At 61.4% G+C, this 14,047-nt stretch carries 12 protein-coding genes; 3 read left to right on the top strand and 9 right to left on the bottom strand.

Features of this window, described 5'->3' with window-relative positions:
• Positions 1-189: 189 nt before the first annotated feature.
• The 9 genes from A6U98_RS14625 to A6U98_RS14585 form a co-directional block, all read right to left on the bottom strand.
• On the bottom strand, positions 190-3,333 hold the full coding sequence (locus A6U98_RS14625) for an efflux RND transporter permease subunit (protein WP_064650883.1): 3,144 nt from the start codon (positions 3,331-3,333) through the stop codon (positions 190-192).
• 27 nt (positions 3,334-3,360) lie between these two features.
• Positions 3,361-4,500, bottom strand: a complete 1,140-nt coding sequence (locus A6U98_RS14620; RefSeq protein WP_064650881.1) for an efflux RND transporter periplasmic adaptor subunit — start codon at positions 4,498-4,500, stop codon at positions 3,361-3,363.
• Between the two features lie 49 nt (positions 4,501-4,549).
• A complete protein-coding gene (locus A6U98_RS14615) occupies positions 4,550-5,158 on the bottom strand; it encodes a TetR family transcriptional regulator (RefSeq protein WP_064650879.1) in 609 nt (202 codons plus the stop codon).
• A 276-nt stretch (positions 5,159-5,434) separates the two neighbouring features.
• Positions 5,435-5,866: an OsmC family protein gene (locus A6U98_RS14610; protein WP_003543147.1), complete on the bottom strand. Its 432-nt coding sequence runs from the start codon at positions 5,864-5,866 to the stop codon at positions 5,435-5,437.
• Between the two features lie 150 nt (positions 5,867-6,016).
• Positions 6,017-6,796, bottom strand: coding sequence for an SDR family oxidoreductase (locus tag A6U98_RS14605; RefSeq protein ID WP_064650877.1), 780 nt, complete (start codon positions 6,794-6,796; stop codon positions 6,017-6,019).
• 1 nt (position 6,797) lies between these two features.
• The gene (locus A6U98_RS14600) at positions 6,798-7,688 is read right to left on the bottom strand and encodes an aldose 1-epimerase (protein WP_064650875.1); all 891 of its coding nucleotides are present in this window, start codon (positions 7,686-7,688) and stop codon (positions 6,798-6,800) included.
• Positions 7,685-8,635: an L-arabinose ABC transporter permease AraH gene (araH, locus tag A6U98_RS14595; RefSeq protein WP_064650873.1), complete on the bottom strand. Its 951-nt coding sequence runs from the start codon at positions 8,633-8,635 to the stop codon at positions 7,685-7,687. Before araH ends, A6U98_RS14600 begins: the two co-directional genes overlap by 4 nt.
• A 119-nt stretch (positions 8,636-8,754) precedes the next feature.
• Positions 8,755-10,260, bottom strand: coding sequence for an L-arabinose ABC transporter ATP-binding protein AraG (araG, locus tag A6U98_RS14590; protein WP_064651369.1), 1,506 nt, complete (start codon positions 10,258-10,260; stop codon positions 8,755-8,757).
• Between the two features lie 70 nt (positions 10,261-10,330).
• A complete protein-coding gene (locus tag A6U98_RS14585; RefSeq protein WP_064650870.1) occupies positions 10,331-11,314 on the bottom strand; it encodes an arabinose ABC transporter substrate-binding protein in 984 nt (327 codons plus the stop codon).
• 213 nt (positions 11,315-11,527) lie between these two features.
• On the opposite strand from A6U98_RS14585, the gene A6U98_RS14580 reads away from it, so the two are divergent.
• The 3 genes from A6U98_RS14580 to A6U98_RS14570 all read left to right on the top strand — a co-directional run bounded on the left by A6U98_RS14580 (position 11,528) and on the right by A6U98_RS14570 (position 14,005).
• Positions 11,528-12,283, top strand: a complete 756-nt coding sequence (locus A6U98_RS14580) for a FadR/GntR family transcriptional regulator (RefSeq protein WP_003543153.1) — start codon at positions 11,528-11,530, stop codon at positions 12,281-12,283.
• A gap of 66 nt (positions 12,284-12,349) precedes the next feature.
• On the top strand, positions 12,350-13,498 hold the full coding sequence (gene dgoD, locus A6U98_RS14575; protein ID WP_011653629.1) for a galactonate dehydratase: 1,149 nt from the start codon (positions 12,350-12,352) through the stop codon (positions 13,496-13,498).
• 111 nt (positions 13,499-13,609) lie between these two features.
• Positions 13,610-14,005 carry a DoxX family protein gene (locus tag A6U98_RS14570; protein ID WP_064650868.1) on the top strand — a complete coding sequence of 132 codons (396 nt, stop codon included), beginning with the start codon at positions 13,610-13,612 and terminating at the stop codon, positions 14,003-14,005.
• The last annotated feature ends 42 nt before the right edge of the window (positions 14,006-14,047 follow it).

Genomic DNA, 14,047 nt, shown 5'->3' with positions numbered 1-14,047 from the left:
TGGCCGGGATCGCGGTTGCTCTCCCGGCATGCGTTTGCAGCTTAGCTTTTTCGAGGCGGCAATGGAATCGGCGCGCAGCTCCAAGACGGAGTAGCCCGTAAAGACTGCGCGGCGCTGGAGGCAGCAGCGCGCTTTGTTGAGTAAGCTGCGACCTGCAAGGAAAACGGCGCGGCTTTCGCCGCGCCGTCCTCACTCTGCTGCCAACGCCGGCGGATGTCTGTCATCCGCCTCTTCCTGGATGGCGTCGGCATGCTGGCCTGGCTCGTCTTTTGTCTTCGGCTCCCGGCCGAAGAAAAGGGCGTAACCGGCGGGCAGAACCAGAATGGTAAGCACGGTCGCAACCAGGATGCCGCCCATCATCGCGTAGGCGAGCGGACCCCAGAAGACACCGCGCGAGATCGGGATCAGCGCCAGCACGGCGGTCAGCGCCGTCAGCATGATCGGCCGGAAACGCCGCACGGCGGCACCGACGATCGCCTCCTGCCGGTCCATACCGGCCTTGATATCCTGGTCGATCTGATCGACCAGGATGATCGAGTTGCGCATGATGATGCCGAGCAGCGCGATGACGCCGAGGATCGCCACGAAGCCGAAGGGCGCGCCGCTGATCAGCAATGCGGCCGCCGCACCGATGATCCCGAGCGGACCGGTGGCGAGCACCAGCATCGCCTTGCCGAAATGCTGCAGCTGCACCATCAGCAGCACGATGATGACGGCGAGCATGATCGGCGCCTTGGCGGCGATCGACATCTGGCTTTCCGCCGCATCCTCGGCGCCGCCCTGAATCTCGACATTGTAGCCGGCAGGCAGGCTGTCGCGCAGGTCCTTCATGTCGGCATACATCTTCATCACCACGTCGTTCGGCTGCACATCGTCAGGCAGCGTCGCACGCACGGTGATCGTCGGCAGGCGGTTGCGCCGCCATTCGATGCCCTGCTCCATGACGGGCACGACCTTGGCAACCTGCGAGACCGGCACGAAGCCGCCGAAATCCGTCGGGACATAGACCGAGTTGACCGCCGACAGCAACGAGCGGCTGGCATCCGGCTCGCGGGCGACGATGGAGACCGTCTCCTCGCCGTCACGGAAATCGTCGAGTGCAGCCCCTGACATGGCGGTCTGCAGCATCTGGCGGACGCGCTGCGAGGTGACGCCGAGTGCCCGGGCGCGATCCTGGTCGATCACCAGCTTCATCCCCGGCACCTCTTCCAGCCAATCGTCATGGATGGCGCCGAGCATCGGATTGGCCTGGAAGCGCGCCTTTACCTGATCGGCGATCTCCCTGACTTCCCGGCGGTCAGGCCCCATGACGCGCATCTGCACCGGCCAGCCGGTCGGCGGACCGAGGAAGAGGCGGTCGACCTTGCCGCGAATGTCGGGGAAGTCTTCCGCAAGGATCGTCCGCAGCTTGACGATCAGCCGCTCGCGTGCCGGTTCGTCATTGGCCATGACGAGCAGCTGGGCGAAGTTCGGATTGCGCAGCTGCTGGTCGAGCGGCAGGAAGAAGCGCGGCGCGCCTTCGCCGATATAAGTGGCGATGAACCGCTTGTCGGGATCATCCATCATCTTGGCTTCAAGCGCCTTTGCCTGTACCTCGACTTCCTTGATGCTGGTGCCCTCGGGCAGCCACAGATCAACGAGAATTTCCGGCCGCGAAGATTGCGGGAAGAAATTCTGCGGTATGAACTGGAAGGCCCAGAGGCTGGTGACAAAGGTGCCGAGCGTCAGCAGCAGCACGATGACACGGTGGCGCACCGCCCAGCCGACCGTGCCGCGCAGCCGACGGTAGAAGCCGGTATCGAAGGCGTCGTGATGCTCGCCGGCGTGATGGCGCTGCTTGAGGATCATATAGCCGAGCCACGGCGTGAAGTAGACCGCGACGAACCACGAGGTGACAAGCGCGATGCCGACGACGTAGAACAGCGACCGCACATATTCGCCGGCGGTCGATGCGGCGAAGCCGACGGGAATGAAGCCGGCCGTGGTGATCAGCGTGCCCGTCAGCATCGGGAAGGCGGTCGAGGAATAAGCGAAGCTTGCCGCATCGATCTTGACGAGCCCCTCCTCCAGCTTTCGCTCCATCATCTCGACGACGATCATCGCATCGTCGACGAGCAAGCCGAGCGCGATGATCAGCGCGCCAAGCGAGATGCGCTGCAGGTCGATGCCGAGTTCGTACATCAGCGCAAAGGTGGCGGCGAGCACCAGCGGAATGGCGATGGCGATGACGAGGCCCGATCGCCAGCCGATCGAGACGAACGAGACGACCAGCACGATGATGAGAGCTTCGCCGAGCGCATGCATGAATTCGCTGACCGCATCCGTCACCACGTCGGGCTGGTTGGCGATCTGATCGACGGCGACGCCGTAGGGCAGCGCTTCCTCGAAGCGCTGATAGGTCGCCTCCACGCCCTTGCCGACATCGGTCACATTGAAGCCCTTGGCCATCACGACGCCGACCTGAACGCTGTCGTGGCCGTTGAAGCGGTACTTGCGCTGGTAGGGATCTTCGAGCCCGGAACTGACGGTGGCGATATCGCCGAGGCGCGTCACCTGGCCGCCGGCGCGAAGGCGCAGCTCACGGATATCCGCCGCCTTCTTCACGTCGCCTTCGACCGATATGCGCACCGAGCGCAGGCCGGTATCGACGGAGCCGGCCGGATCGACATTGTTCTGGCCCTTGATGGCGTTCTGCAGATCGAGGATCGTCAGGCCGCGCTCGGCGAGCGCCTTCGACGAGACGTCGACATAGATCTTCTCAGGCTGGTCGCCGATGATGACGGCTTTCTCGACGCCCGGCGTCGTCAGCAGCATGTCGCGCGCCTGGATCGCGAATTTCTTCAATTCCGGATAGGAATAACCGTCGCCGCTGATCGAATGCAGCGTGATGAAGGTATCGCCGAACTCGTCGTTGAAATAGGGGCCGAGCAGGCCCTGCGGCAGCTCATTGGAGATGTCGCCGACCTTTTTACGCACCTGGTAGAAGGCATCCGCCACTTCTTGCGAATTCGTGTCGCCCTTGACCTGCAGGGTGATGATCGCGTTGCCCGCCCGCGTATAGGACTTGACCCAGTCGATATGCGGCGTTTCCTGCAGCTTGCGCTCGATCTTGTTGACGACCTGATCTTCCATTTCCTGGATGGAAGCACCCGGCCAGATCGCCTGAACGACCATGACGCGGAAAGTGAATTCGGGGTCCTCGCGCTGGCCCATGCGCATCAGGCCGAGCACGCCGGTGATGATGATCAGCCCGAAGAGGAAGCGGGCGATGCTTGGATGTCCGATCGCCCAGCGCGACAGATTGAAGGGCCGCTTTTCGGTGGTGGCGTCCATGGTCTTGTTCCCTATCCTATGGCGCGATTAGCGGACGGTCTGGTCCGTGGCAGCCAGGGCCGACTGCTGGTCCGGCACCTTCACCTTCAGGTTTTCGCTCATGAACTGGGTGCCGGCCGAAACGACGAGATCGCCGGTATCGAGACCCTCGGTCACATGCACGCCGTCGCCGGTGAAATCGGCGACCTTGATGTCGCGGCCATGCACGGTCGCCGTGTCGCGGTTGACGGTCCAGACCATCTGCTTGCCGTCCTTTTCAGCCAGGGCACTGAGCGGGATCGAGACATAGCTGTTGCCGTTGCTGACATCGGCCTCGATCGTCGCCGTCATGCCCAGCAAAACGCGCGGATCGTTCGGCAGGCTCACCCGGACCGCAAAGGTGCGCGACTGCTGGTCGGCGCTTCCGGAAACCTCCCGCACCTTGCCGTCGAGCACCAGCCTGTCGTCGGCCCAGAAGCTTGCCTTGACTGTCTTGCCCGGCTTGAATTCGGCAATGTCATTTTCCGGAACCGCAATCTGCACTTCCTTTTCGCCATCGACGGCAACGGCGACGACGGGAGTGCCCGACGCAACGACCTGGCCGACATCGGCATTGATGGTCGTGACAATCCCGTTGTGGTCGGCCTTCAGCTCCGCATAACTCACCTGGTTCTTCGCCTGATCGAGCGCAGAGACGGCGGCATCGCGGCTTGAAACGGCCTGATCGTAACTGAGGGAGGCTTGCTCGAGCTGGGATTTCGGCGAAACATTCTTGTCGAAGAGCTGCTGATTGCGCTTGTTCACGAGATCGGCGGTTTCGACGCCTTTTTCAGCGGCTGCGAGATTGGCTTCCGCCGTCTTGACCGCCAGTTGGTAATCGGTGGAGTCCATCCGAGCGAGCACGTCGCCCGGCTTCACCTTGTCGCCGATATCGACGAGGCGTTCGGTGATCTTGCCGGCGACGCGAAAGCCGAGGTTCATCTCCGTACGCGCCTTGACCGAGCCGGAATAGTCGAGCTTGCGGGTGTCGCCGGCCTTGGCGATCTCGACGACCTTCACCGGCCGGATGACTTGCTTGACCTCAGCCTTCTCTTCCGAGCAGGCGGAAACGCCGATGCCGATGGCGCCGAAGAGCACGAGACTGGCGACGGACGGCATGCGATGGCTGAGGGTCTTGAGCGAAAACATCTTCCGCACTCCTGGATCGTTTCGGGGTTCCGACGGCGGCTGCCGTCCATTATTTCTTCAGCGCCCTGATCACGTAGTCGATCAGTTCGTCGACGCTTGCGCGGTTCGTTTTGGCAAGACATTGCGCCACCATCTGCGGATGGCAGAGATTGATCGTCGCCGCACCGAAGCAGCGCGAGGCAATGACCGGGTCTTGCTCGGCGAATTCCCCGGCTGCAATGCCTTCGGCGATGATTTCGGCAATGAGATCATGAACACGGTCGATATGCTTCTCGATGACATGCCAGTCGCGCTCGATCGCGACGATGATCATCTCGTGCACCTTCATCTCGTCGAGCATCAGATCCAGCGTCAACTGATGCTGGGTCTCGACATAGCGGCGCAGCCGCTCGCTGGCGCTTATAGGCTGATGGCGAATGTCATAGGCGATTTGATAGGCGGTGGCGAGCATGCGCCCGCAGAGCGCCTGGTGGATTTCAACCTTGGAGGCGAAGAAACGATAAATATTGGCGGGCGACATGCCGAGATCGCGAGCAATGTCGGCCACCGTCGTCTTGCTGTAGCCATAGTGCCGAAACAGCCGTTCGGCCGCGTCGAGAATGCGCGTGACATTCTCTTGCCGGGTGACGTCGAGCGTATTTTCCGCGATGTCGTTCATGATTTTCGAGGTCCAATTACGACTGACGATTTTCGAATTTCGTCAGTCGTAAAATATCAGACGTTATTTGTCAATATGCTGTGGCGCAGCACAAGGTCTCGCCGGACGAGCGTGATCCGGCGAAAGCACCAACTCGAGACGATCGATGAATGGTGAGAATGCGTGGCCCGCACGCGTGATGCCGACGACCGAGACGTCGGAATAGGCGGACGCCGAGAATGGGGGCAGCAAATGGGAAGTGCCGCGGCGAAGCGCGCGGCACTTCAAAGTGACAAGTCAGACGACCTTGACGTCGAGTGTGATCGGAACGGAGGCGAGCGCCTTGGAAACCGGGCAGCCGGCCTTTGCCTTGTTGGCGAGTTCGGTGAAGGTCGCCTCATCGGCACCGGGAATACGGCCGGAGAGCGAGAGATGGATGGCGGTGATGGCAAAGCCGCCCTCGACGCTTTCGAGCGTCACCTTGGCAGAGGTTTCCATATGCTCGGCGGTAAAGCCGGCTTCACCGAGGATCAACGACAGCGCCATGGTGAAGCAGCCGGCATGGGCGGCACCGATCAGTTCTTCCGGGTTGGTGCCGGCAACGCCTTCGAAGCGGCTCGCAAAGCCGTAGGGATAATCCTTCAGGGCGCCGCTCTGCGTCGAGATCAGGCCTTTTCCGTCCTTGAGGCCACCGGTCCAATGAGCCGAAGCCGTACGATTGATCTGCATGCCGTCCTCCTGTTTTCGATTGAGCTTTCAGAAAGCGGCGGGGCGCCGCTCCATGCCAGCGGGAGATCAGAGAGCCTTCCCGATGGGCAATATAATGCTCTATCCGGAGAAGACGACAGGCTTGTAAAAATCAGCGGAATCGAAGCCCTTTCAAGCGGGATGCTGCAGCACGCTGAGGCCGCCGTCGATCGTCAGGCAGGTGGCATTGATGAACGGGCACTCGTCGGAAATCATGAACACGGCCGCCATGGCAATCTCCTCCGGCGTCGCGATGCGCCCGCCGGGATGCAGTTTCATCGTCTCGGCCTTTGCCGCCCCCGGATCAGGGAAGCCGTTCCAGTAGTCGATCACCTTCTGCGTCGAGACATAGCCCGGCGCCAGTGCGTTGACGCGGATATTGCGGGCGGCATATTCCAGCCCCAAGGATTTCGTCATTCCGAGCAGGGCGTGTTTTGCCAGCGGATAGGGAAATGTGTGCGGGATGATGGTGAAAGCGTGCGTCGAGGCGATGTTGAGGATAACGCCGCCGCCCTGTTCGATCAGGCCCGGCAGCACCGCCTTGCAGCAGTTCCATGCTCCCTTCAGATTGATGTCGAAGCAGCGGTTCCATTCCTCGTCCGTCGTCTCGAGCGGTTCGGCGAAGACATTCACCCCGGCATTATTGACGAGCGCGTTCAGTTGTCCGATTTCTTCATTCGCCTGAGCGACCAATGTCGTGATCGTCCCGGCATCGGTAATATCAGCCGGCAGATAACCAAGCCGGCCGCCGCTGTTCTGAAGCTCTTTTGCCGCCTGCGCCAACAGCGCCGCATCGCGATCGACGAGAAAGACAGCGGCATCCTCCCGCAGGAAAGCCTTTGCGATCGCAAGGCCGATACCCTGCGCAGCACCGGTGATAAGGATGTTCTTGCCCTGCAGGCGGCTGCCCATCTTATGACCCCTTCGGTTGAACCGGCAGCGCCGACATCAGGATCGTCACTGTGCCGGCAAGTGCCTCACCCGGCGCAAGCGGCGTAAGCCCACCGAAATCAGGAAGGTGGTGGCCGTTCGGCAGATGGCTCATCGGCTCGAGGCAGAAGAAGTCGCTCCGGTTGACCGGCATATACAGCATGAAGCGATCGAGCGCACCGCCGGCTTCCAGCGCCGCCTGGATTCCAAGTTCCGGCCAGGCGATTGCCGCCCGCCCATTCCAACCCTCGAAGGCATTGTTCATCCAGTTCTGCGGCAAAAGCTTTTCGGACCTGAAATCGAAATCATCGGGCACTGGGCCGGGCATATCGGGAAGATGGTCGGGCCGCTCGTTCCAGTAGCGATCGGCCGCAATCGTCAGCCTCGTCTTTGGCGTGCGCGCGAAGAAGGGATGTTGACCGAGCCCGAAGGGAAGAGCCGCTTCGCCGCTGTTTTCCACGGAAAGCGTCAGCATCAGGGCATCGCCGGCGAGACGGATCTCCTGCCGGGTCAGATAGGCATAGGGTGAAACCTTGTCGGCGCTCCGGGAAAAGGAGAACCGCGCATGCTCCGCGCTGGAGTCTTCCAGCTGCCAGAGGCCGAGCCAGCCGTCACCGTGCCGATAGAGCGGATCGGAAGTATTCGGCTGGAAGGCATAGGAGCGTCCGGCAAAGGACATGGTGTTGCCTTCCACGCGGTTGCCGAACGGCACCATCGCGAAATTCGCCATCGCTTCATCCGGCCCGCCGGCCGCCACGAGAAAGGGCATGCCTCGATAGGTCGCGGCAGTGATGGCGGCACCCCGACAGCTGACCCGGACAGCGAGATCGCCGTGCCTCAGTTCGATGTCGTCCCCGTCTCGTCCCTGGTTCATCCGCGCCGTCCCGCAGCCGAAGACCTCAAATTGTCGAGCAGCACTGCGATCAGCAGGATCAGCCCGCGCACCACATACTGATAGAACGCCTGGATATTCAAGAGGTTCATGACGTTTTCGGCAATGCCCATGATCAGCACGCCGACGATGACGCCGCTCATCGCCGCCCGGCCGCCGGCCAGCGAAACGCCACCGAGAACGCAGGCGGAAATCACCGAAAGCTCAAGCCCTGTCGCCGCATTCGGCTGGCCGGACGTGATGCGCGAGGCAAGCAGGATGCCGGCAATGCCGCAGACGAGCCCCTGCAGCGCAAAGATCCAGATGCGCATGTTGACGACGTTGACGCCGGCAAGCCGCGAGGCCTCGGGATTGCCGCCGATCGCCAGCGTGTTCTTGCCGAAGACGGTGCGGTTGAGCACGAAACCGAAGAGGATGAAAAGGATCAGCATGATCCAGATCGGCGTCGGCACGGTCAGGAAGCGCGACAGCGCAAGCTGGTAGAAATCGGGATCGTTGATGCCGACGGCGCGGCCATCGGAGGCGATCAGCGCCAGCCCACGCACGATCTGCATGGTCGCAAGCGTGGTGATCAGCGCATTGATGCGAAAGCGCGCAATGACGATGCCGTTGACGAAGCCGACGACGGCGCCGCAAAGCAGGGCGGCGAGCAGCCCGACGGGAATGGAGCCCGTCGCATTCGAGACCATCACCGCGATCATGCCGGAGAAGGCGACGATCGATCCGACCGAAAGGTCGAAATCGCGGGAGGCAAGGCAGAACATCATCGTGCAGGCGACGATGCCGATCGTGACGACCGACTGCAGAAGCCCCAGCATGTTTCGCTCGGTCAGGAAGTTCGGGACGAAGAGCGAGACGATCACGAAGGCGGCAGCGAAGATCACCACCAGTCCCTGTTCGCCGAGAAGGATTTTTTTCAACGAATTCATCGTCCGTATTCCTGATCCTAGAGCAATTTCAGGAAAAGCGCGAAGCGGTTTTCCGTCCGGAATTGCGTAAAAACGAAAAGTTAGAGCGGTTCTGCGTTTCCATGAAAAGCTGAACCGCTCTAAATGGTGCCTGCGGCGTTTTTGTCGGGAAGCGCTGCCGTCAGGATGCTGCGCTCGTCGAAATCCGGACGAGCGACATTGGCCGCCACCCTGCCCTGGCACATCACCATGATGCGATCGGAAATGCCCATGACTTCGGGCAACTCGCTGGATATGACCACGATCGCCATGCCGCCGGCCGCAAGCTCGTAGAGTATTTCGTAGATTTCGGACTTCGCCCCGACATCGATGCCGCGCGTCGGCTCGTCGATGACCAGCACCTTGATCCCCTGCTCGGACAGCCAGCGGCCGAGAATGACCTTCTGCTGGTTGCCGCCGGAGAGGTTGATGATGTCCTGCTTGCGCGACGGCGTTCGCACCCGAAGCTTGGCGATGAACCGATCTGCCAGCGCCGCCTCTTGTCTCGGGCTAAGAATACCGAAGGGCGAAAAATGCCGGCGTGATGAGATCGCGATATTCTCCTCGATTGATCGCCCCTGGATGATGCCGTCGAACTTGCGGTCCTCGGGGCAGAGCACCATGCCGGCATTGATCGCCGCCTTCGGATTGTTCGGCGAAACGGCAACGCCGTCGATCGTCACCTGGCCCTGATGCCTGGTGTCGGCGCCGTAAAGCAGCCGCGCCATCTCGCTGCGGCCGGCGCCGATCAGGCCGAAGAAACCGAGGATCTCGCCCTGGCGAACCGAGAAGCTGATCGGATTGGGCAGCCTTGACCCCGACAGGCCCTTGACCTCCAGCCGTACGTCGCCGAGCGCGCGTTCGCGCCATCCCCAGACATTGCTGATCTCGCGTCCGACCATTTCCGAGATGATCTGCTCGCGCGTGGTTTCGGCGATCTGAGGATGGTGGGCGGCAAGTTTGCCGTCGCGCAGCACCGTCAGGCTGTCGCAAAGACGGAAGATCTCGTCGAGACGATGCGAGACGTAGAGGATGACCGTTCCCTTCGCCTTCAGCCTGTCGATGAGTGAAAACAGGATTTCGCTTTCACGCGAGGAAAGTGAGGAGGTCGGCTCGTCGAGCGCAATCACCCGCGCATCGAGCATGACGGCCTTGGCGATTTCGACCATCTGCCGCGCGCCGATCGAAAGCGAGGCGACCTTGGCCGACGGATCGACGTCGATGCCGGTCTCCTCGAGCTTCGACCGCACTGTCTCGATCAGCGTCTTCGAATGGATGACGCCGCCCTTGGCCGGAAAGCGTCCGAGCCAGAGGTTTTCGGCGACGGTTAGCTCCGGAACGAGTTGCAGTTCCTGATGGATGACGATGACGCCGGCATGGAAGGCGCCGCGGACGGACCCGTATCTCTGCTCCTCGCCGTCGATGAGGATGTTGCCGCCATCGGCGGCCTGATCGCCGGACAGTACCCGGATCAACGTCGATTTACCGGCACCGTTCTCGCCCATCAGGCCGTGGACGGCGCCCTTCTCGACAGTGAAGGAAACATTCGCCAGCGCCTGCACGCCGGGATAACCCTTGGAGATATTGTTGAATTCGAGAAAAGCCATCATCGCTCCGCCGAGAAGGAGCCGGCGGCACGCTAGGCGGCCGCCGGACGATATCATCTTGGAAGGACGATCACTCGATGCCAAGATCCTTGCGGACCTTTTCATAGTCGTCGCGCAGCGCTAGGGAACCAGAGGTCAGAGTCAGCTTTTCCGGCTCCTTGTCGTTGGCGATCCAGTCGTACATGTTGAGCGCGGTCTCGTAGCCGTGGCGCTTCGGCGAGATGATGACGGTGCCGAAGAAGCCAGTCGCCGCCGGCTTCTTGAACTCGTTGATCGCCGATTCCGCGCCGCCGATGCCGACACCGATGACGTTGGCCGCCGGAATGCCGACCGATTCGGAAGCACGGACGGCGCCGAGGACGGCTTCGTCGTTGAGGCCGAAGGCGACCCAGTATTTCACGTCGGCATGCTTGTTGAGAACGGTAGTTGCCGCGTTGAGCGCCGCTTCCGTATCCGTCTTCGCCTGTGGCGCATCATAGATGTTTTCAGCCGGGAAGCCGGCGGACTTCAGCACCGACATCGCGCCTTCGACGCGGTCGACGGCCGTCGGCAGTTGGTCATAGGAGACCCGCACGGCGCCGACATTCTTCATGTTCCAACCGCGCTTCTTGATTTCGTCGACGATCGCCTGGCCGACGGTCTCGCCGATCTTGGTGGCCGAAATGCCCATATGCGGCACCTCTTCCAGCGGCTTGCCGTCGGCGCTGACGAGGCGGTCGTCGACCGTCATCAGCTTCAGCTGGTTGGCTTCGGCCTTGGCGACGATGCCGGGGCCGAGCTTGACGTCGGGCGTGCAGATGATGAAGCCCTGCGCACCTTGGGCGCCGAGATTGTCGATCGCCGACTGGACCTTCTCGCCATCTTCGGCGCCGATCTTGACGACGGTGAAGCCTTTTTCCTTGGCGGCCTGGTCGGCGAACTTCCATTCGTCCTGGAACCACGGTTCCTCAGGCTGCTTGACGATGAACCCTATCTTGACGTCCGCGGAAAATGCCGAGCTGGCTGCCAGAATGGCGAAAGTGCCAGCCAGAATGGCTGCTTTGAACAAGCGCATGTCTCTCTCCCTAAACTCTCAAAAACCGAGCAGCTGCCTCCCAGGCAACGTCCAATGAATTATGATAAATCATCATACCAGTCAATTGCCAATGTATGATGATTGGAATAATAGGATTATTGACGATATGCCGGGAGGAAGCGTCGCAAAGCGGATCGAATTCGGATAATCAGGTTCGATTGCCTAGCACGCGAGACAGAGCGGAGAGGTGAGTTGGAAACAATCGAGCGACAGAGCGGGGCCGAAAGCCGCCGCATCGAGCGCCGCCCGCGCGTACGCCGCAACGTCACGGCGGCGATCGCTCAGGATATCTGTGCGGACCGCTATCCCGCGGGCTCGCCGCTGCCCCGCGAGAACGATCTCTGCGAGCTCTACGGCGTCAGCCGCACCGTCATTCGCGAATCGCTGAAAGTGCTGGAATCCAAAGGCCTCGTCCGCGGTAAGCCACGCATCGGAACCACCGTTTGCGACAAGGACGACTGGAATATCCTGGACGCCGACGTGCTTGAATGGATGGGTCCCTATATCAAGGATTTCGACCTGCTCGGCTGCATTCTCGAAGCCCGCCGCACCATCGAGCCGGCAGCCGCCGAATATGCCGCCGAGCGCGCCAGCGCCCAGGAGATCGCCGATCTCGACAATGCCTGGCGGCAGATGCGCGACAGCGCCCGCGACCCGGAAAGCTTCACCGATGCCGACGTCATGTTCCACACGGTGCTGCTCACCGCCAGCCACAATCAGGTCTTCCGCCGCCTGTCGAGCGCCATTCACGCGGCGCTGAAATATGCGCTGCATGCCTCCAATATCGGTGTCGAGAATCGCGAGGATGCGGTGCTCGTTCACGGCCAGCTGGTCGAAGCCCTGCGCATGCGCGACAAGGCGGGAGCCCGCGAATGTGCCAACCGCATGCTCGATCTAGCGGTGCGCGATCTTGCCGCCGCCGAAAAAGCGATCGGCAGAACGAAATGACCGATCACGACAAATCTGCGGACGCGCCGCCGATCGCAAACCCGGGAAGAGACTGAAAGAACAGCGATGAAAATCACCAAACTCACCACCTATATCGTTCCCCCGCGCTGGCTGTTTTTGAAGGTCGAGACAGACGAGGGCATCGTCGGCTGGGGCGAACCGGTCGTCGAAGGCCGCGCGCTCACCGTTCAGGCCGCCGTCCATGAGCTGGAAGACTATCTGATCGGCAAGGATCCTTTCCTGATCGAGGACCACTGGACCGTGATGTATCGCGGCGGCTTCTATCGCGGCGGCGCCGTCCACATGAGCGCGATCTCGGGCATCGACCAGGCGCTGTGGGACATCAAGGGCAAAGCGCTCGGCCAGCCGATCCATTCCCTGCTCGGCGGCCAGCTCCGTGATCGCATCAAGGTCTATTCCTGGATCGGCGGCGATCGTCCCTCGGATGTCGCCAACAATGCCAAGGAAGTGGTTGCCCGCGGCTTCAAGGCGATCAAGCTCAATGGCTGCGAGGAAATGCAGATCGTCGACACCAACGAAAAGGTGGAAAAGGCGGTCGAGACCATCGCCGCCATCCGCGAGGCGATTGGCCCACATATTGGCATCGGCGTCGATTTCCACGGCCGCGTGCACAAGCCGATGGCGAAGGTTCTCGCCAAGGAGCTCGATCCCTACAAGCTGATGTTCATCGAAGAGCCGGTGCTTTCCGAAAACAAGGAAGCCCTGCGCGATATCGTCAACCACACCTCGACGCCGATCGCACTCGGCGAGCGGCTCTTTTCGCGCTGGGACTTCAAGCAGGTTCTGTCCGACGGCTATGTCGACATCATCCAGCCGGACCTCTCCCATGCCGGTGGCATCACCGAATGCCGCAAGATCGCGGCGATGGCCGAAGCTTACGACGTGGCGCTGGCGCCGCATTGCCCGCTGGGCCCGATCGCGCTTGCCGCCTGCCTGCAGGTCGATGCCGTCAGCTATAATGCCTTCATCCAGGAACAGAGCCTCGGCATCCACTACAACAAGGGTAACGACATCCTCGACTACATCTCCAACAAGGAGGTGTTCCAGTATGCCGATGGTTTCGTCTCGATCCCGCAGGGTCCAGGGCTCGGCATCGAGGTCGACGAGGCCTATGTCATCGAACGCGCCAAGGAGGGCCATCGCTGGCGCAACCCGATCTGGCGGCATGCCGACGGCAGCTTCGCCGAGTGGTGAGAGCGCGTAATTCAAAGTGACAGGGTCGCGCAAGCGGCCCTTTTTCATTCACCGTGTAGGATATCGGGGGTCTCGTCCGTCATAGTGGAAGCTCAAAGAGGAGATTTCAGGATGGCCAGAGCAATCGCAATCATCGTCGCCCGCATCATCTTCAGCTTCGTCTTCTTCATGGCCGCCGCCTTCAAGTTCGCCGATATCGGCGCAACGGCGGGCTACATCACCGCTGCCGGCTTTCCGATGGCGACATTCCTTACCTGGACCGCCGCCTTCTTCGAGATCGCGCTGGCGCTCGCTTTCATATCAGGGGCCTTCTTCACCGAGGCCAGCCTGCTCGCAGCCATTTATGTGATCTTCCTTGCTTTCGCCTTCCATGGTCCGTCCCATTGGCAGCAGAACCAGGCCGAGTTCGGCTTCTTCATCGATCACTTTACCTTCCTCGCCGGTCTGCTCTTTGCCGCGGTCCACGGGCCGGAGAGATGGGCGTTGAAGCAAACGCTTCCAAGATAACCGCGACGACCCGCCTCCTTCCGGAACCAACTGCCGCGCCGA

Source organism: Rhizobium sp. WYCCWR10014, from assembly GCF_001657485.1.
Classification (GTDB): Bacteria; Pseudomonadota; Alphaproteobacteria; order Rhizobiales; family Rhizobiaceae; genus Rhizobium.
Note: the sequence above shows the minus strand (reverse complement) of the source record. Positions and strands in the feature narration are given on the sequence as shown.